The following is an 18,330-nucleotide window of genomic DNA, read 5'->3' as shown; positions in this document are numbered from 1 at the left end:
TCGGCCAGCGAGATCACGCGAGAGGACTTCGTCCCAGGCGCAGGCTCAAGCTCATAGAGGGTGACAACAGGGCCGGGATTGACCTTGGAGATGGCGCCGCGGACGCCGAAATCCTCGAGTGTGCTCTCAAGCAGGGCGGCGTTCTGCTCCAGGGCGTCGGCCGAGATCGTGGGACCGGCCGGGCGCTTGGGCTCGGCGAGCAGGCCGAGCTGCGGCAGCTGGTAATTCTCCTCGTCGAGGAGCGAAGGCTGTGACTCACGGGCCATGCGCTTGCCGGGCTTCGGCGCCGTCGGCACGGGCCCGACGCGAGTCGGGGCAGGGTCGGGCCGGGTGGCCGGACGGGCCGGGGGAGCATCGTCCTCGTCCCAGGGAGCCTCGTCGTCATCGTGCATGGGAACGGAAGCCGGCGCCGGACGCGGACGGGTCGGCGCGCCGTCGAGGACGGGCTCGCGGCGGACACCCGGCTGACGGGCGGAGCGCTTCACCGGTGCGGGCGCATCCTCGTAATCCTCGTCGGCCACGGTGCTGCGGCCCTCCCGCCAGCGGCGGGCGGCGGCGCGCAGGCTCATGGCCCCATGGGCCAGGGCCCCGAGGGACACAATGCCCCAGCCTGGCTCGTCGCGGCCAATCTCCTCCGCCTCGTCCCAGTCCTGAAGCTTGCGCCGCCGCACCGGAACGGGATCCTCGATCTCCTCCGGCTCCTCGCGGTGCCGCTCGTCTGCCGGGCCGAGGCCGCAGGCGGCCGAAAGGGTGAGAATGGCGATGCCGGCGAACAGGAAGCCCAGCACCGCGCTGGCTGAGCCGTTGGACAACCCCGTGATGGCCTTGGCGCCGGCCAGGATCGCATCGCCGACCACGCCGCCGAGGCCCGTGGGCAAGGGCCAGCTCTGGGTCGGGGGCAGGGCGCTGGCGAGCGCCGTGGCGGCGCCCGCACCGATGACCCAGAGGGCCAAGCGCAACTGCAGGCGGCCGAGCGCGCCCGATTTCATGAGCCGCCAGCCCCAGAGCGCCAGGGGGAGCACGGCCGCGATGGCGCCCAATCCTAAGAGCTGCATGAACAGGTCGGCCACGATGGCGCCGGGCCAGCCAATGAGGTTGCGGACGGGCAAATCGGTGGCGTTGTTCAGGCTCGGATCGTCCACCGACCAGGTGGCGAGCGCCACGGCGACCGCGCCCGCGAAGGCAATCAGGCACAGGCCCGTCAACTCCTGGGCCCGGCGGGCCAGAAAGGCCCTCAAAGAGCTGAAAAGGCCATCGTAGGCGGAAGAAGAACGGCGGGCCGCGCGCATCAAACCACTCTGAAAAACCACAGGACGAGACACTATTGCCTGGATGCTAGCGCGGGCGGGTTAAGGGTCCTTTAACCGTAAGTGCATCGGGTGGGGAAAAGTGGCTTTGTCCTTCGTGAAAGGCACCGATGCTCCAGTGGCCTTTTGCACGGTTGACGTCCGAACGCCAAAAGACCAGTGTCCCGGCCATGAGACGCAGGACCTCGGCACAGGGCTGGACACGCGCCGCCATTGCGGCGGTGATGGCCTATGCCTTCGTCCTGCAGGCTCTCCTGCTGTCCGTCAGTGGCGCCGTCCATGCAGCCTCTGCGGCCGACCCCCTGGGGATCATCTGTCTCCAGGACGGCTCCTCGGCGCCCGATCATTCTCCCGCGAACGATCACGGGAGTCTCTGCTGCACCTTGAGCTGCCACGGCTCGGGAGCGGCAGGCCCAGGCCCGGCGGCAGTCCTCCGCGGGCGGATCGCACCTCCCGCTGTTGCAAGCGTCCGCACAGCGGGCTCACCGCGCTTACGCCTCACCTCCAACGTCCTGCCCCTGGGATCGCGCGCGCCGCCGCGCCTCGGCTGATCGCCGCCATCGATTCCCACTTCTGCAAGGACTGACATCCATGACTTCGTCCCGCCTCGGCGCGCTTGCTGGCGCCCTCATGGCCGTATCGTCGCCTGCTCTGGCGCATGTCTCGTTCGACAATGCGCAGACCAGCCCCAATTCCACCTACAAGGCCATTTTGCGCATCCCGCATGGATGCGACGGCAAGCCGACTCAGAAGGTGCGCGTGCGGATCCCGGAAGGGATCGTTGCCGTGAAACCCATGCCGAAGGCCGGCTGGAAACTGGAAACCACCAAAGGCGCCTATGTGCGCGCTTATCAGGTCCAAGGCGAGGCGGTGTCCGAGGGCGTGACCGATATCGTCTGGACCGGTTCCCTCGATGACGGGCATTACGACGAGTTCGTGTTCCAGGCCCGTTTCACCGATGCCTACCAGCCGGGCGCCACGGTGTTCTTCCCCGTGGTGCAGGAATGCGACGGCGCCGTGGAGGAATGGACGCAAGTGCCCGCCGCCGGCGAAGATCCGCACAGCCTGAAGGCGCCCGCGCCCGGCGTGCGGATCGCGGCCGCCGCCGGTGCTGCACCGGCGGCGGTGAAGGCCGGAGCCCTGACCCTCGATCAGCCCTGGTCGCGCGCCACGCCCGGGGGCGCCAAGGTGGGCGGCGGGTATCTCCGCATCACCAATACCGGCACGGTGCCCGACCGCCTCACCGGCGGATCGTTTCCGCTCGCCTCCAAGGTCGAGGTGCATGAGATGAAGCTCGAGGGCGACGTCATGCGCATGAAGCCGTTGGAGGGCGGGCTCGAGATCAAGCCCGGCGACACGGTCGAATTGAAGCCGGGTGGGCTCCATCTCATGTTCATGGACCTGAAGGAGCCGCTGAAGGAGGGCCAAGTTCTGAAGGGAACGCTGACTTTCGAGAAGGCCGGGCCTGTCGAGGTGGAATACATTGTGCGCGGCATGGGCGGGGCCGCTCCCGCCGAGCACAAGCACTAAGGAGGGACACGACGATGAACATGAAACGTCTTCTCGTGCCGCTCCTCGTCTTCACGACGGGCGTTCTGGTGCTCGTCGTCACGGCAGGCCTGCTCCTCTTTCCCTCAGGGTCGCAGCAGAGCGCCGGCAAGGTGCCGATCGGCGGCCCGTTCAAGCTCATGAGCCACGAGGGCAAGCCGTTCACGGAAGCAGACCTCAAGGGTAAGCCCTTCGTGGTGTTCTTCGGCTTCACCCATTGCCCGGAGGTCTGCCCGACAACGCTCTACGATCTCACGCAGGACATGGCGGCCTTGGGCCGGGACGCTTCAAACCTGCAGGCCGCCTTCATCACGGTCGATCCGGAGCGCGACACACCGGAGCTGATGAAGACGTATCTCGAGTCCTTCGACCCGCGCATCGTCGGCCTCACGGGAACGGAAGAGGAGATCGCCGCGGCGGCGCGCGCCTACAAGATCTACTACCGCAAGGTCCCGACCGACGGCGGCTACACCATGGACCACTCGGCCACCTTGTTCCTCATGGACAGCAAGGGCGAGTTCTACGGCACATCCAACTTCCAGGAGCCGGAAGAGACGCGGCGCGCGAAGCTGCGGCAGCTCGTGAAGAACGGTTGAGCGCGCTTCCTCTGCACTGTCATTCCAGGCTCCGCTGCGCGGCTCCGGAACGACAGTCAGTATCTGAGAATAAGAAAAGCCCCGGCGTGTGACCGGGGCTTTTCCGTTAGAGCCTCTGGAAGGCTGTTCTTCAGTAGTTGTAGGCGCGCTCGCCGTGGTCGGCGAGGTCGAGGCCTTCGCGCTCCTCGTCCGGTGTGACGCGCAGGCCCACGATGGCGTCGGTGATCTTGAAGAGCACCAGGGAGCCGATGCCGGTCCAGACCAGCGTCACCACCACGGCGATGACCTGCGTCACCAGCTGACCGCTGATGCTGTACTCGCCGAGGCCGTATCCGCCGAGCGATGGAGCCGCCACGATGCCGGTGCCGATGGCCCCGATGATTCCGCCGACACCGTGGATGCCGAACACGTCCAGCGCGTCGTCATAGCCGAGCGCGTTCTTCACGCCCGTGACCGCGTAGTAGCAGACCGCGCCGGCCACGAGACCGAGCACGATGGATCCCATCGGACCCGCAAGGCCGGCTGCCGGGGTGATGGCGACAAGCCCTGCGACCGCGCCGGACGCGATGCCGAGCAGCGAAGCCTTGCCCTTGTGGAGCGCCTCAACGGTCATCCAGGCAAGACCGGCGGCGGCCGGCGCCACGATGGTGTTGAGAAGCGCCAGCGCCGCGCCGCCGGTGGCTTCGAGATTGGAGCCGGCGTTGAAGCCGAACCAGCCGACCCAGAGCAGGCAGGCACCGACGAAGGTGAGCGTCAGCGAATGCGGGGCGAGCAGGTCGCGGCCATAGCCGATGCGCTTGCCGACGAGCAGGGCGCCGACGAGGCCGGCGACGCCGGAGTTGATGTGCACCACGGTGCCGCCCGCGAAGTCGAGGGCGCCGAGGCCGAAGAGATAGCCTTCCGAGAACCACACCATGTGGGCGATGGGCAGATACACGAAAGTCAGCCAAAGGCCCGTGAACAGCATCACGGCGGAGAACTTGATGCGCTCGGCAAAGGCGCCGACGATCAGGGCAGGCGTGATGCATGCGAAGGTGAGCTGGAAGGCGATGAAGGTGAATTCCGGAATCGCCACGCCCTTGGTGAAGGTGTCGGCGGTGGAATCCGTGGTCACACCGGCGAGGAATGCCTTCGAGAACCCACCGATGATGGCCCCAACCAGGCCTTCGCCGCCGGACGTGAAGGCGAGCGAGTAGCCGTAGAACACCCACAGGATCCCCACGAGGGAAAACACGGCGAAGACCTGCATGAGCACCGAGAGCATGTTCTTGGTGCGCACGAGGCCGCCATAGAACAGGGCGAGGCCGGGAATCGTCATGAGGATCACCAGGATCGTCGAGACGAGCATCCAGGCGGTATCGCCCTTGTTGACCGTGGGGGCAGCCGCGGCGGCATCCTGCGCCAGGGCAGGGTTAAGGGCCAGGAGACCTATACCCAGCGCACCAAGCGCCGGTAGGAGAAGAGGACGGAACTTCATCGGATGAGACCTCGGAAAATTCAGCAAAAAAGGGGATTAAAGGGCGTCGCCGTCGGTCTCGCCGGTGCGGATGCGGACCGCCTTTTCGAGCGAGGTGACGAAGATCTTGCCGTCGCCGATCTGGCCCGTGCGCGCGGAAGCCGTGATCGCGTCGATCACCGGGTTGACCAGCTCGCTTGCAACGGCCACCTCGATCTTCAGCTTCGGCAGGAAGCTCACGGCGTATTCGGCGCCGCGATAGATCTCGGTATGGCCCTTCTGCCGCCCGTATCCTTTCACCTCGGTCACGGTGAGGCCGTGCACGCCGAGAGAGGTGAGCGCATCGCGCACCTCCTCCAGCTTGAACGGCTTGATGACCGCCATCACAATCTTCATGGGTCAGGCCCCCTTCATTGCGTCCTCCCGAAAAATACGGGCGACGGTTCCAACGTGAACCCGGCTCCAGGTCCGGGTGTCGGAGGGCTTTATGCAAGAAACATGCCAGACCTTGCCGGTCATGGCGAAAGCACGCTGCCTCTTTTCGAGGCAGCGGGGATTTGGCTGGAAAATAACCCGATTGATGAAATTCTAGGCAGACAGACTCAGCGACGTCGCTCGCGGATAAGGCCTTCCTGGGCAACCGAGGCGATCAACGTGCCGTCCTGCCGGAAGATGAGGCCGCGCGACAGGCCACGGGCGCCGCCGGCATTGGGTGTATCCTGCGCGTAGAGAAGCCATTCGTCGGCTCGGAAGGGGCGGTGGAACCACATGGCATGATCGAGGCTCGCCGGCTGGATCTCGGGCTCGAACACCGTCCGGCCATGGGGAATGAGCGACGTGTCGAGGAGCGTCATGTCAGACGCGTAGGCCAGCACGCTCTGGTGGATCGCCGGATCGTCCGGCAGGCGGCCGATGGTCTTGATCCAGACGTGGAAGCGCGGCTCGCCCGGATCGTGGGACATGTAGCGGGCGAGTTCCACGGGCCGGAATTCCAGCGGCCGCTCGCGCTCGTAATAGGTGCGCATGGGCTCCGGCATCTTGAGGATCAACCCGCCCTTCACCTCCTCCTCGCTCGGGAGTTCGTCCGGGCCCGGCACCTTGGGCATCTCGGCCTGATGGGCGAAGCCGTCCTCCTCAAGATGGAAGGACGCCGACATGGAGAAGATCGCGTGCCCGTGCTGAATCGCCAGCACCCGACGGGTGGTGAAGCTCTTGCCGTCGCGGATGCGGTCGACCTCGTAGATGATCGGAACCTTGGGATCGCCCGGCAGCATGAAGTAGCAATGGAGCGAATGGGGATGGCGCCCCTCCACCGTGCGGGTGGCAGCCACCAGGGCCTGCCCGATCACCTGCCCGCCGAACACCCGCTGCCAGCCGCTCTTGGGACTCTGGCCGCGAAACAGGTTCACCTCGAGCTGTTCGAGGTCGAGGATGGCGAGGAGATCGGTGACGGCGCGGGACATGAGCCTCAAAAATCCTGTGATCACGAAAGGTCATCCATCACGGAGCAGCCTCGACACGTCAAGCTTGACGCTGGTCAATGATTGGCTGACACCCACCTATAACGTTTAGAGCGAGGAGATAGAGCGATGGGCGCAGCAACAGGCTCGGCAACACCGCGCATTGTCATCGCAGGTGGCGGTCTCGCTGGGCTGTCCCTGGCTCTGGCGCTCAAGCGGGCTCTCGCCGACGGGATCGACGTCACCATGTGCGATCCGGCTCTCAAGCGCGATCCGCACGGGGACAAGCGCTCCTATGCCATCGCGGCGGCGGCGCGGCGGATGCTGACGGCGCTCGGCGTCTGGGATCGGGTGGCGGAGCGCGCTCAGCCCATCCTCGACATGGTGATCACCGACAGCCGCCTGCAGGATCCGGTCCGCCCGACCTTCCTCACCTTCGCGGGCGAAGTGGATGGCAACGAGCCCTTCGCCCACATGGTGACGGCCGGCGATCTGACAGCCGTGCTGCTGGAAGCCTGCCGCACGGCCGGCGTCGATTTGCGGCCCGAGGGCGTGAAGGGCTTCTCCATTCAGGGCAGCCGCACCGACGTGACCCTGACCGACGGCGCGGTGCTGCCTGCCGCCCTGCTGGTGGCCGCCGATGGCGGGCGTTCGCGCCTGCGCGAGCAGGCGGGCATCGGCTGGATCTCCTGGCCTTACCGGCAATCCGGCATCGTCGCCACCATCGCCCATGAGCGCGACCACGAGGGCAGGGCGGTGGAGCATTTCCTGCCCTCCGGTCCCTTCGCGATCCTGCCGCTCAAGGCGGTGCTGCAGGCTGACGGCACCCTGCAGCACCGCTGCTCCATCGTCTGGACCGAGCGGGCCGAGAACGTGCCGACCCTGCTGGAATCGCACCCGGAAGACCTGCTCGTCGAACTGGAGCGCCGCTTCGGCTTGCAGCTCGGAAAACTCGCCTTCGAGACGAAGCCGCAAGCTTTCCCCCTGTCCTTTGGAGTGGCACGCTCCTTTGTCGCCGAGCGCCTCGCGCTCTTGGGCGATGCCGCCCATGTGATCCACCCCATTGCCGGCCAGGGCCTCAATCTCGGCTTGCACGACGCAGCGGCGCTCGCCGAAATCATCACCGATGTCATGCGCTTGGGGCTCGACCCGGGTGCGGCCGACGTGCTCGACGGCTACGAGCGGGCGCGGCGCACCGATATCACCGCCATGGGGGTGGTGACGGACGGGCTCAACCGGCTGTTCTCAAACGACGTGCTGCCCGTGCGCCTGATCCGAGATCTGGGGTTGGGCCTCGTCGACCGCATGCCCGGCCTCAAGCGCTTCTTCATCCGTGAGGCGGCGGGCCTGACGAGACAGGAAGCGCCGCGACTGTTGCGGGGCGAGACGCTCTAACTCACCTTTCCATGCTCATGCCGGCACTGGTCGTGATCGGCCAGGACCTGGATGATCCGGCATTCCCGAACAGGCCCATGCCGGCAATCCTCCAGCATGTGCCGCAGCTCGGAGCGCAGGAGCGTCAGCTGGGCGATGCGGCGCTCGACGCTGTCCAGATGCCGCAGCACGATCCGGTCCGCCGGTTCACAGGGCTGATCCGGCCGAGCGGTCAGGCTCAGAAGCTCGCGGATCGCCTCCACGTCGAAGCCGAGATCCCGCGCATGACGGATGAAGCTGAGGCGCGCCACGTCTTCGGCGCCGTAGCGGCGCTGGCGCCCCGCGGTGCGCGGCGGGGCAGGCAGAAGGCCGATCTGCTCGTAATAGCGGATGGTCGGCACCTTCACGGCAACCTGGCGCGACAAGGCTCCGATCGAAAGATCCATCATTTTTCCTCTTGAACCTCTAGTGGCTGGAGATTGTAGAGGTCGCATCCGATGACGAAAAGGAGATTCGGATGAGCGAGACCTGCGGTCACCAGCACGGGGCCTGCTGTTCGTCCCACGAGCACCCAGCGCATGAGACCCATCCGGCGAAGGGGCATGCTCATGCCGAGGAGGCCTGCGGCTGCCATGGCGGCGTGCCGGTCTTCGACGGGGTCGATCCGCGCTACAAGCGGGTGCTCTGGACCGTGATCCTCATCAATGCCGCGATGTTCGTGACCGAGATCGTCGCCGGGCATCTGGCCCGCTCGCAGGCCCTCCAGGCCGATGCCCTCGATTTTCTCGGCGACACGGTCACCTACGGCCTGAGTCTCGCGGTCATCGGCGCTTCTTTACGCATTCGCGCCACTGCCGCCCTGTTCAAGGGGGTGAGCCTGTCGCTGATGGGAGCCTGGGTGCTGGGCTCGACCCTCTACCACGTGTTGATCCTCGGCCTGCCGCGCGCCGAGATCATGGGCGTGATCGGGCTCCTGGCGCTGGCCGCGAACGTCGCCAGCGTGCTCCTGTTGATGCGCTACAAAGACGGCGACGCCAATGTGCGCTCCGTTTGGCTGTGCTCGCGCAACGACGCCATCGGCAACATCGTCGTCACAGGGGCGGCGGGGGCGGTCTGGTGGACGGCTAGCGCTTGGCCGGACCTCATCGTGGCGGGCCTCATGGCCGGCCTGTTCCTATCCTCGGCCGTGCAGATCCTGCGGCAGGCCTGGGATGAATACCGCAGCGCCGGCCCGGGTGCCGCGATTCCGGCGGAGTGATACGACGGGAAAGGTCCATTGCCAGGGTGAAGCTGCCTGAATGGCAGCTTCAAAGCGGGCGTGGCAATATCCGACAGTTCCATATCGTTACGTAATAATATATAATACAGGAGAATGGCCCGTTCAGATTGGATCTCCCATGGCTACCCGCGTCTATAACAATCCCACTCAACTTCCCCCTGTAGGTCCGACTTCGAAAGCCAGACTCGAACTCGGCCCTGGTGAGGATGGCAACCTTCTTATCGACATTGCGGTCAACAGCACCAATGAGGAAATCCGCAGCTTGAACTTGTCAGCCATCCAGGCGGCGGCGGCGCAGAGAATCTTCATCGGCAAGGACGGAAGCGCCATTGGCCAGCGTCATGGTCTCCACCTCCTCGGAACCGGAAATGCGGTCTACAACGAGGGCAAGATCGAGTCGAAAACCACCACTGCGATCCTGTTTGAAGGGGGTGGGGCCAATTCCGTCAATAATTCCGGAATGATCACTGCCCTGGGCATGGCGATCCAAGGGAACAGCGGCAATGATCGCATCACCAATACCGGCACTTTGCAGACCACCTCCACTGCAACGGGCGCCGTTCTGCTGGATCTCCAGGGCGGAAACGATTTCTACGAGGGTATCGGGGGAAGTGCCATCGGCGGCATGATCAAGCTCGGGCTGGGCAATGATACCGCTTTCGGCGGGCTGGGAGACGAGACTTTCTCGGGCGGTGAGGGCACCGACTATATCGATGGCGGTGCTGGAAACGACATGGTGGACTATTCCGAGGCCACAGGCGAGGTGACCGTCAATCTCAGCCGAACGACCTCACAAACCATCGGCAGCGGGCAAGGCAGCGACACCCTCATCAACATCGAGAACGTGACCGGAAGCGCTCACGACGACGACATCATCGGCAGCACAGGCAACAACGCTCTCTACGGCGGCGGCGGCGACGATATTCTCGAGGGCGGACTCGGCAGCGACACTCTCGATGGTGGGGCGGGAACCAACACGGCCCGGTATAGTGGGTCTGCCGCGGCGGAGGTCGATCTCAGAATTCAGGTTGCCCAAAGTACCAGCGGTTACGGCTCCGATACCCTGATTGGGATCACGCACCTGATCGGCGGTACAGGTGCCGACCACTTCATCGGAAATGACGTAAACAACAAACTGGAGGGCAAGGCCGGCAACGACACGCTCGTAGGCGGCAAAGGCAATGATACGCTCGATGGCGGCAGTGGGCAGAATACGGCCGAATTTTCCGGTGCGCGGGCCGGCTACACGATCAGTCACAACCAGGACGGCACCGTCACCATCGAAGATGGTCAAGCGCAGAGGGACGGGACCGATACGCTCAAGGCTGTGCGGTTCGTGAAATTCTCGGACCAGACCCTTGCTCTCGTCAACTCCAATCCGTCCAGTGTCTCCCTGTCGAGCACGAGCATATCTGAGAGCACGGGGGCGGGAGCCTCGGTGGCTGACATCTACGGCAGCGATCCGGACAGCGACAAGCTGACCTATCGCATCACGTCGAATCCGGATGGAATGTTCGGCCTGGACAGCACCGGCAAGGAACTCATCTTGGTCAAGTCTCTCGATTACGAGAAGGCCACTCAGCACGCGATCACCATCACGGCCTATGACGGCTATGGCGGCGAGTTCGCCAAAAACGTTACCATAAATGTTCGGAATGTCGTTGAGACGACCCCATCGACCCGCACTGGCACGACGCGTGCGGATTCCCTGACGGGAGAATCCGGCAACGATCGGCTCTTCGGCCTGGGGGGCAACGATACGCTCTCAGGCCAGATCGGCAACGACATGCTCTATGGAGGAACGGGGAACGACATTCTTCTCGGCGGTGCAGGCAAGGACGTCTTCGTGTTCGACCAGAGACTGAGCGCGAAATCGAACCGCGATTTTATCCAGGACTTCGTCCCGAAGGACGATACGATCCATTTGGCAAAGAAGATCTTCTCGAAGCTCTCCAAGGGGACCCTGTCGAGCAAGGCCTTCGTGGTCGGCGACACCTTCAAGGACAAAGACGATCGGGTGCTCTATTACAAAAAGGCCGGCGCCCTGTTTTATGACTCTGATGGATCCGGCTCCGCGAAGGCGATCCAGTTCGCCAGCATCTCGAAGAACCTGAGCATGACCCACAAGGACTTCTTCATCATCTGACCGGACCAAAAGAAAACCCGGCTCAGTATATGAGCCGGGTTTGAGTCCAGACGCTGGTGAAAAAGCGATCCGCTTTGGTTGATTCCAAACTGGATTACTTCTTTCCCTTCCCCCGCTCGATAGCCTCGAGGATCAGGCGCCGGGCTTCCTCGGCGTCGCCCCAGCGGATGATCTTGGCCCACTTGCCGGGCTCGAGATCCTTGTAGTGCTCGAAAAAGTGCTCGATCTGCTTGATGGTGATCTCGGGCAGGTCGGTGTAGTTCGCCACCCGGTCATAGCGCTGGGTCAGCTTGCTCGACGGGACGGCGATGATCTTCTCGTCCTGGCCGCCATCGTCCTCCATCACGAGGACGCCGACAGGGCGCACGTTCATGACGGCCCCCGGAATGATCGCCCGGGTGTTGGCAATGAGCACGTCGCACGGGTCGCCGTCGCCCGAGAGGGTATGGGGGATGAAGCCATAGTTTCCGGGATAGCGCATGGCGGTGTAGAGGAAGCGGTCCACCACCAGGGCACCGGATTCCTTGTCCATCTCGTACTTGATGGGCTCGCCGCCGATCGGCACTTCGATCACGACATTCACGTCGTCCGGCGGGTTCTTTCCAATCTTTAACGCGTCAAGGCGCATAGAGCTGTTCTCCGGAGCAGGGCTTGAGCATCTTCGCGGGCGCGACGTCCGTAATGAACAGGACACCGGGACACCGGTGAAAATGCGGCAGAAGCTGGATTTGGAAGCAGCGCGAGCCCGAATGCCGGACCGACCACTCCCGAAGCTGGACGCTTCACTAAAGCATCGGACCCAAAAGTGGAATCCACTTTTGGGTCCGATGCTTTCTTCTTGAATAAGAGCATCGTGTGACCGGAAAGCCGGGTTCACTTTTCCGCACGATGCTCTAGCCGGAGCAGGCTTTGGCAACAAGGACCGAAGGTTGAAAATTTTAGGGTTTCAGCCGGAAGGCGCCCTGCCCAGGGCGAACCGGCCTCAGCGGAACAGGTAAGCCACCTTGGCGAGCGGCGTTCCGCCGATGCGCTCCTCGACGCGGGCGATGCTCTGTCCGCCCATGCCCTCGTAGAAAGCGCAGGCGCGGGTGTTCGCCTCCAGGGCCCAGACCACAGTCTTGTCGAGTTCCCGGTGCCGGAGGTCGTTGCGCACGGCTTTGAACAGGCGCCGCCCAAAGCCGATGCCTTGGTATTCCGGGAGCAGGTAGAGTTCGTCGATCTCGCCGTTTGCCGGCAGCGACCGGTCGCGGCAGCGGCCATAGGAGGCGTAGCCGACGGCGCCCTGGCCGAGATCCAGCACCACGAGCGGGCGCCCGCGGGACACCGTGGAGCGCCACCAAGCCTCGCTGCGCCGGGAAAACATCTTCTCGAGGGTCACGCCCGGGATGATGCCGCAATAAGCCTCCCGCCAGGCCGCGTCGAAGACCTTCGACAGGAAAGCCGCATCGTCGGGCTTCGCATGACGGATACTGACGAGAAGGTCGCTCATGGCTCTGGCAAAACGTGAGAGAAGCAATGAAAAGAGTTTCTGCGTGAAAGGGTTAACGGCACCTTAACGAAGTGGGAAGACTTACGTCGAAAGCGTGGCATTTTCAGCAGAATCAAAACGTTGGGAGACTGGCCAAAGTGCCGCAGGACAGGCCAGAACCCTATTTGCATGACAGGAAGGAGGGAGGGCGATCCATTCAGGATGTTCCAGCACCACCATACAATCTGTAGATGCTATAAAATATCATTCCTTATGGTAAGACGAAGTTCCCACGGGGAAGAGAAGCAAAGATGCCTTCCTCATGAAGCAGGGGCACCAGGTCGATGGGCGGTTATCAGTACGATTCTTTCTGGAATACCTATCGACTTGAGCCCGATACTCAGAGTCTCTCTCTGCTCGATATCCCCGGCGCCCAAGTGAATGCCGGCATTACCGGCAATGCCCTCGCCAATGTCCTCTCCGGCAATGCCGAGAACAACGCGCTCGACGGTGGCGGGGGAGCCGATACGCTAAGCGGCGGCCAAGGCGCAGACACTTACTATGTCGACGATGAAAACGATGTGGTGATTGAAGCGGCGGGCGAGGGGCAGGACATCGTCCTCTCCTACGCCTCCCATACGCTTTCCGACGAGGTCGAAGCTCTGGTCCTCCAGGGCATGGAGCAACTCCGTGGAACCGGCAACGCCCTCGACAACACCATCATCGGCAATGGCAACGGCAATCTCCTTGAGGGGCGAGGCGGCGATGACAACCTCATTGCGTGGGATGGCGACGACACACTCGACGGCGGCGAGGGGGCTGACAGCCTGAACGGTGGACGGGGCAATGACACCTGCGTCGTTGACGATGAGGGTGACAGGATTATCGAGAGTGCAGGCGAGGGAGAGGACACGGTCATCGCCTCCATCGACTACACGCTGGGCGACAATCTGGAACATCTCCGCTTCGCGGGAGCGCAAAGCCTCATAGGGATCGGCAACGGCCTCGACAATCGGCTCACAGGCGCGGACGGCAGCGACACCCTGGAGGGAGGCATCGGAAACGATACCCTCTCCGGAGGAGCGGGCAATGACGTCCTGGTTGGCGGCGACGGCATCGATACGGCGGTTTTCACAGGCACACGCGGGAACTACAGCATTATCGAGAATGCTGATGGTTCCTTCACAATCGTCGATACCCTCCTGGGTGGTGATGGTGTGGACGAACTCACAGGAATCGAATTCATCCAGTTCGCCGATTCCACGCTCGGTCTTGTTGCTGCTCCCAAACCTCCATCGGACCTCAAGCTGGCCGGCAGCACAGGCACGATCTCCGTCATGGAGGGTGAGACCGGAATTGGTGCCTTAACGGCCGACCAGAGTGGGATCACCTGGTCCTTCGATACATCCGCCGAAGGAGGCGGCGATGCCGGCGGCATGTTCGTGATTGATGGGAGCGGACAGGTCAAGGTCGCACCGGGCAAGGTGCTCAATTACGATGGGGTGCAGGCCATACGCTCGTACACCATCCATGTGATAGCATCGGCCGGCCAGGGCATCGAAACCACGAAGGCCTTTACGATCAACGTCGCCAACGATCCTTCGGACGACAATCGCGCTCCGACGGGCCTGACGCTGTCGTTCCACGTCAACGAAAGTGCTGCATCGGTCACGGTCGGAACCTTAAGCGCGACGGATCCGGATGGCGACATCCTCACCTACACCCTGGTGGATGAGAACGGCGCCGATGTCTCGTCAACCAGCGCGTTCGCCGTCCGGCCCGTCACCAACGGCGCCGCGGTGACCCGATATGAATTGGTGACCAAGGGTGGGATCCAGGTATCGGCGGATGAGACCCGCAACATCTGGGTGAAGGTCGATGACGGCCAAGGCGGCTCGGCAATACAAAAGTTCGTCGTCATCATCAAGGACGTGCCGGTACCAGTGAATCACGCCCCGACCGATATCGGCCTGAGCCAGGCCACGGTGCAGGAAGGAGCTGTGAACGGCACATTCATCGGCCAGCTCTCAGCTACGGATCCGGATGGAGGCGACAGCTTCGCCTTCTCGCTCGCTGATGAGCGCTTTGAGGTCACGAAGGACGGCCGCCTCTCGGTCAGTGATGGTTCCAGAATCGATTACGAGACGGCTCAGGCGCACCAGATCCAGGTCACGGTGACCGATAAGGCCGGCGAAACCTACGAGAAAGCGTTCACGATCCAGGTTGGGGATGCGGTCGAAACGCAGACCGGCACGAAGGGCAACAATGCCCTGACGGGCAGTATCGGCAGCGACCGGCTGTTCGGATCAGCAGGTAACGACCGACTTGCCGGCGCCGGCGGCAATGATACGCTTTATGGCGGTACAGGCAACGACGTGCTCATCGGCGGTACCGGCAGCGACATCTTCGTGTTCGACACTAGGCCGAACAAGAGCATCAATGTAGATCACGTGATGGACTATCGTTCCTGGGACGACAGCTTTTATCTGGACAATAAAGTCTTCACAAAGCTGGGCTCCGGCACGATGTCCGAGCCGCAGAAATTCAAGAAAGAAATGTTTATCGAGGGCAAGAAGGCCAAGGATGCCGAGGACCGGATTGTCTACGACAAAAAAGCTGGTGCGCTCTACTACGATCAGGACGGCACCGGCAACAAGGCTCAGGTAAAGATCGCAAGCCTCAACGACAAGACGAAGCTCTACTATCACGACTTCTTCGTGATCTGAGCTAATTCAGGCAATCGGGCGCTCTATTGCTGGAGCAGTCTGCATTCTTCATAGCTGCCCGTTCCTCACCCAGGAGCGGGCTTTTTCTGCATCAGGCGGCTGAATGGCGCAGGCCCCGATGCTGGATGCCGCCATTGCGGCAGGACTCGACATCCTCCAGCGCATTGGTGCGGCACTACATGGGAACGCGCTTCCCCAAGGGGCTGACGGAGATGCCCTCCATCGTCATGCATCACGTCAGATCGTCGCCCAGTCCTCTTGCAGAAAAGGAGTCTTGGCCTCTCGACATGATACATGATCATGTTACTAATAGGCGGGTACTTCAATGATCTGCATCTGACCCCACCATTCACAGAACTGGATATTAGCAGGACTTTTTGATGATCGAGACTTTATTCCATGCATCGATCATCCTGAACATTCATTGCGAAGCCGTCTTCCTGAGACGGACGCTCCTGTCTCTCGACGAGGCTGTGCGGTTTGCACAATCAAAGGGTCTGAGACTCGAACTGGTGGCTGTACTGGATCGGACCGACGATGCCACGCGCGAGGTCCTGTCATCCTTCGATCTCGGCAGCTATCAGGGCGTGCAGATCATTGAGGTCGACCATGGTTCGCTTGGTCTTTCCCGCAATGCTGGGATAGAGCGAGCACGCGGCGACTATGTCTTTACCGCAGATGCCGACGATCTCGTCTCATACAACTACTTCCACGATATTTATGTGGCGGCTGAAAGGCTCGGCTCGGAAGCGCTCTACTTTCCGGAATATGTTATCGGCTTCGGCTTTCACAGCTTCGTTTGTCGGTATGAGCCCTTGATCAACGTCACACCGATGACGTTCCTTCAGCAAAACCCCTACATCTCCCGGGTCTGCGCCCATCGGGATGTGTTTCGCAGAATTCCTTTTCGCGACGTTCGATTGTCCCCGGGTTATGCCTTCGAGGATTGGCATTTCAATGCAGAGGCTGTTGCTTCGGGATTAGATATCAGAATTGTAGAGGACGTAGCTCTCTTCTACAGGCAAAGGCCTGGAAGCCTGTTCAGGTCTGCCTATGCAATTTCGGTCCGCCAGATCCCACCGACGCGATTGTTCGATCCTGTAAGCTATTTGAAGATTTCAGAACCATTCTACAACCATCTAGCCCATTCGAATTGCAACGATGCAGGATCCAGCGCCATTGCGCGCGACTTTCTCAATGGCAAAATCCTCCAAGACTTAGCCAAGCACGCGAACGCAATAGATCCTTCCATCGTCCTATCAAGGTATCGTGACGAAAGAATTCCTGCCATCCGCAATCACACAGGATTTTCTCCTCTCGGTGCAGCCTATTATGATATCTGCCAAGTTCTTGGAAATCACGTCTACAGCGATGTCTTTCTGTTTCCCTTTATGTCACGAGGCGGAGCGGAAAAATACTTCGCCGCATTGATGGAAGCCATTTCCCGAATCGATCCGTTCTGCAATCTTCTGGCAATCCTTGGTGGCGACCTCGACATTGTGCAGTGGATGGATCGCCTCCCACCAAATGTTACCATTGTCGATATGTCTCTGTATGGCCGCGGGCTGAATCGGGACCAGCGCTGTCTGTTGGCGCTGAAAATTGTGGAATCATGCGGTTTCGAAGCTCGCATTCATCTGCGTGAGTGCCCATTCGTGGATCGTTTTCTGCAGCTTTATTCCGCCGTCCTCAAGGATAAAGAAACGATCTTCTATCGGTTCAATGATGTCGTTCGGATTGAGAAGGGACGTTTCATAACCGTCGGGTCCTCGATGGGTCATATATCCGAACACCTCGACTCCTTGTCCAAGATCATTTGCGACAGCGCCTCCATGATCAGTCACGACATGCATCGTGTCGGAACACAGACTCAAAAGTGGCACCATCTTCCAGCCTCTATAGAGGCCCCTGCCGTCCTGCCGGCACGCACATCCGATGCACAGCACCGGATCCTCTGGGCATCACGTCTTGACGCCGATAAGAGACCCTCTCTTCTTCCCGCCATTGCACGCGAGCTACACCGCGTTGCTCCGCAGATGACCATCGATGTTTTCGGCAGCTCAGTGCTTGAAGCTTTCGATGCGCGCCAGTTCGAAGGATTGTCCAATCTTCGCTATCACGGGTCCTACGCCGGTTTTGAGTCCCTCCCCACATCCCGATACTCCATCCTCCTCTACACGAGCCTTCAAGATGGAGTGCCCAATGTGCTCCTCGAGGCCATGAGTCATGGCTTGGCTGTCGTAGCCCCTGACCTGGGCGGGATTTCGGAGATCATCAACAATGAGGAGACCGGGATCCTGCTGCCTTCGCTGCCTGACGACGACGACATGGCAGCCTCCTATGCCGAGGCTCTTCTGAGGCTCGTAAGCGATCCTGATCTGTGCCTGAGGCTTGGACAACAGGCCAGAACATTCGTCAAGGAGCATCATTCTCCGGAAGCGCATGAGACGCGTGTTGCCGAGCTTTTTCAGTTGCAGCAGGGGCATTTTCAGCATGCATAAGAGGTCCGATATTCCACGACCGCAGCCGGAAAACCCCGAGGCTGAACACTATAAGATGTTGGCGCGGCTTGCAGAGGATCGCGCGCGGGAGATCCGGCGGATCACAGCTCTCGAACGAGCCCGCCTTGAGGAGCGTCTCCTGGAGCAAGAACCGACGATCAGGGCCTATGCAGAAGAGCAGGAACGGCTGAGAGGTAATTATGAACGCCTCAAAGCCTCCTCACAGCGTCTGAAAGACAAATCCCAACAGATGAAGGCGGAATTGGCTGCGACCAGGATGCAGCTCAAGGCACTCCAGAAAGCACAGCAGACGCTTGATGCGTCACGCGCGCACCGTCTGGCCGCAGCCTATGTGCGTTTCGCCTCCAACTCCGCCTTGTCTGCTCGGATTCTTCAGGTTGTGCGGCCGGTTGGGCGCGTCCTCAACCGATTCAGGCATATGCTAACCTGAGTCGCTTTAGTTGCACAT

The 18,330-nt window shown here is 61.8% G+C and carries 16 protein-coding genes; 9 read left to right on the top strand and 7 right to left on the bottom strand.

Annotated features, from left to right (window positions below; translation table 11 throughout):
- A partial coding sequence (locus I2H36_RS15900; RefSeq protein WP_196264878.1) for a DNA translocase FtsK 4TM domain-containing protein occupies positions 1-1,289 on the bottom strand: 1,289 nt, incomplete at its 3' end.
- A gap of 188 nt (positions 1,290-1,477) precedes the next feature.
- On the opposite strand from I2H36_RS15900, the gene I2H36_RS15895 reads away from it, so the two are divergent.
- Genes I2H36_RS15895 through I2H36_RS15885 form a run of 3 tightly spaced genes read left to right on the top strand, consistent with a single transcriptional unit; the run spans position 1,478 to position 3,451 of the window.
- Positions 1,478-1,858, top strand: coding sequence for a hypothetical protein (locus I2H36_RS15895; protein WP_196264877.1), 381 nt, complete (start codon positions 1,478-1,480; stop codon positions 1,856-1,858).
- Between the two features lie 40 nt (positions 1,859-1,898).
- A complete protein-coding gene (locus tag I2H36_RS15890; RefSeq protein ID WP_196264876.1) occupies positions 1,899-2,837 on the top strand; it encodes a DUF1775 domain-containing protein in 939 nt (312 codons plus the stop codon).
- A gap of 14 nt (positions 2,838-2,851) precedes the next feature.
- Positions 2,852-3,451, top strand: a complete 600-nt coding sequence (locus I2H36_RS15885; protein WP_196264875.1) for an SCO family protein — start codon at positions 2,852-2,854, stop codon at positions 3,449-3,451.
- 130 nt (positions 3,452-3,581) lie between these two features.
- Here the strand turns inward: I2H36_RS15885 and I2H36_RS15880 are convergent, their stop codons facing one another.
- From I2H36_RS15880 to tesB, 3 genes are all read right to left on the bottom strand, one after another.
- The gene (locus I2H36_RS15880; RefSeq protein ID WP_196264874.1) at positions 3,582-4,928 is read right to left on the bottom strand and encodes an ammonium transporter; all 1,347 of its coding nucleotides are present in this window, start codon (positions 4,926-4,928) and stop codon (positions 3,582-3,584) included.
- Between the two features lie 36 nt (positions 4,929-4,964).
- Positions 4,965-5,303 (bottom strand): P-II family nitrogen regulator, encoded by a 339-nt coding sequence (locus I2H36_RS15875; protein WP_196264873.1) that lies wholly within the window; start codon positions 5,301-5,303, stop codon positions 4,965-4,967.
- Between the two features lie 206 nt (positions 5,304-5,509).
- Positions 5,510-6,370, bottom strand: a complete 861-nt coding sequence (gene tesB / locus I2H36_RS15870) for an acyl-CoA thioesterase II (protein ID WP_196264872.1) — start codon at positions 6,368-6,370, stop codon at positions 5,510-5,512.
- Positions 6,371-6,496: 126 nt separating this feature from the next.
- On the opposite strand from tesB, the gene I2H36_RS15865 reads away from it, so the two are divergent.
- Positions 6,497-7,762, top strand: coding sequence for a ubiquinone biosynthesis hydroxylase (locus I2H36_RS15865; RefSeq protein WP_196264871.1), 1,266 nt, complete (start codon positions 6,497-6,499; stop codon positions 7,760-7,762).
- On the opposite strand, the gene I2H36_RS15860 is transcribed toward I2H36_RS15865, so the two are convergent.
- Positions 7,759-8,187 carry a MerR family transcriptional regulator gene (locus I2H36_RS15860; RefSeq protein WP_196264888.1) on the bottom strand — a complete coding sequence of 143 codons (429 nt, stop codon included), beginning with the start codon at positions 8,185-8,187 and terminating at the stop codon, positions 7,759-7,761. The genes I2H36_RS15865 and I2H36_RS15860 overlap by 4 nt on opposite strands.
- Before the next feature lie 71 nt (positions 8,188-8,258).
- Between I2H36_RS15860 and I2H36_RS15855 the strand changes: the two genes are divergently transcribed.
- A complete protein-coding gene (locus I2H36_RS15855; RefSeq protein WP_196264870.1) occupies positions 8,259-8,999 on the top strand; it encodes a cation efflux transmembrane domain-containing protein in 741 nt (246 codons plus the stop codon).
- 139 nt (positions 9,000-9,138) lie between these two features.
- Complete coding sequence (locus tag I2H36_RS20370; protein WP_196264869.1) at positions 9,139-11,166, top strand: cadherin domain-containing protein; 2,028 nt, start codon at positions 9,139-9,141, stop codon at positions 11,164-11,166.
- A 94-nt stretch (positions 11,167-11,260) separates the two neighbouring features.
- Here I2H36_RS20370 and ppa read toward each other — a convergent pair whose 3' ends face one another.
- Positions 11,261-11,794 carry an inorganic diphosphatase gene (gene ppa, locus I2H36_RS15845; RefSeq protein WP_196264868.1) on the bottom strand — a complete coding sequence of 178 codons (534 nt, stop codon included), beginning with the start codon at positions 11,792-11,794 and terminating at the stop codon, positions 11,261-11,263.
- A 354-nt stretch (positions 11,795-12,148) separates the two neighbouring features.
- Positions 12,149-12,655 (bottom strand): GNAT family N-acetyltransferase, encoded by a 507-nt coding sequence (locus I2H36_RS15840; RefSeq protein WP_196264867.1) that lies wholly within the window; start codon positions 12,653-12,655, stop codon positions 12,149-12,151.
- A gap of 323 nt (positions 12,656-12,978) precedes the next feature.
- On the opposite strand from I2H36_RS15840, the gene I2H36_RS19820 reads away from it, so the two are divergent.
- From I2H36_RS19820 to I2H36_RS15825, 3 genes are all read left to right on the top strand, one after another.
- On the top strand, positions 12,979-15,360 hold the full coding sequence (locus I2H36_RS19820; protein WP_196264866.1) for a calcium-binding protein: 2,382 nt from the start codon (positions 12,979-12,981) through the stop codon (positions 15,358-15,360).
- Between the two features lie 380 nt (positions 15,361-15,740).
- A complete protein-coding gene (locus tag I2H36_RS15830) occupies positions 15,741-17,861 on the top strand; it encodes a glycosyltransferase (protein ID WP_196264865.1) in 2,121 nt (706 codons plus the stop codon).
- A complete protein-coding gene (locus I2H36_RS15825) occupies positions 17,803-18,312 on the top strand; it encodes a hypothetical protein (RefSeq protein ID WP_210331092.1) in 510 nt (169 codons plus the stop codon). Before I2H36_RS15830 ends, I2H36_RS15825 begins: the two co-directional genes overlap by 59 nt.
- The last annotated feature ends 18 nt before the right edge of the window (positions 18,313-18,330 follow it).

Origin of the sequence: Microvirga terrestris (assembly GCF_015694425.1) — a bacterium.
GTDB lineage: Bacteria > Pseudomonadota > Alphaproteobacteria > Rhizobiales > Beijerinckiaceae > Microvirga > Microvirga terrestris.
This window is presented reverse-complemented; position numbering and strand designations above follow the sequence as displayed.

Excerpts from the sequence above, each read along its gene's own strand:
- I2H36_RS15890 (WP_196264876.1), top strand. The coding sequence starts at position 1,899 with ATGACTTCGTCCCGCCTCGGCGCGCTTGCTGGCGCCCTCATGGCCGTA.
- I2H36_RS15840 (WP_196264867.1), bottom strand. The coding sequence starts at position 12,655 with ATGAGCGACCTTCTCGTCAGTATCCGTCATGCGAAGCCCGACGATGCG.
- I2H36_RS15875 (WP_196264873.1), bottom strand. The coding sequence starts at position 5,303 with ATGAAGATTGTGATGGCGGTCATCAAGCCGTTCAAGCTGGAGGAGGTG.
- I2H36_RS15860 (WP_196264888.1), bottom strand. The coding sequence starts at position 8,187 with ATGGATCTTTCGATCGGAGCCTTGTCGCGCCAGGTTGCCGTGAAGGTG.
- ppa (WP_196264868.1), bottom strand. The coding sequence starts at position 11,794 with ATGCGCCTTGACGCGTTAAAGATTGGAAAGAACCCGCCGGACGACGTG.
- I2H36_RS15895 (WP_196264877.1), top strand. The coding sequence starts at position 1,478 with ATGAGACGCAGGACCTCGGCACAGGGCTGGACACGCGCCGCCATTGCG.
- I2H36_RS15865 (WP_196264871.1), top strand. The coding sequence starts at position 6,497 with ATGGGCGCAGCAACAGGCTCGGCAACACCGCGCATTGTCATCGCAGGT.
- I2H36_RS15855 (WP_196264870.1), top strand. The coding sequence starts at position 8,259 with ATGAGCGAGACCTGCGGTCACCAGCACGGGGCCTGCTGTTCGTCCCAC.
- tesB (WP_196264872.1), bottom strand. The coding sequence starts at position 6,370 with ATGTCCCGCGCCGTCACCGATCTCCTCGCCATCCTCGACCTCGAACAG.
- I2H36_RS15880 (WP_196264874.1), bottom strand. The coding sequence starts at position 4,928 with ATGAAGTTCCGTCCTCTTCTCCTACCGGCGCTTGGTGCGCTGGGTATA.
- I2H36_RS15825 (WP_210331092.1), top strand. The coding sequence starts at position 17,803 with ATGAGACGCGTGTTGCCGAGCTTTTTCAGTTGCAGCAGGGGCATTTTC.
- I2H36_RS19820 (WP_196264866.1), top strand. The coding sequence starts at position 12,979 with ATGGGCGGTTATCAGTACGATTCTTTCTGGAATACCTATCGACTTGAG.
- I2H36_RS15830 (WP_196264865.1), top strand. The coding sequence starts at position 15,741 with ATGATCGAGACTTTATTCCATGCATCGATCATCCTGAACATTCATTGC.
- I2H36_RS15885 (WP_196264875.1), top strand. The coding sequence starts at position 2,852 with ATGAACATGAAACGTCTTCTCGTGCCGCTCCTCGTCTTCACGACGGGC.
- I2H36_RS20370 (WP_196264869.1), top strand. The coding sequence starts at position 9,139 with ATGGCTACCCGCGTCTATAACAATCCCACTCAACTTCCCCCTGTAGGT.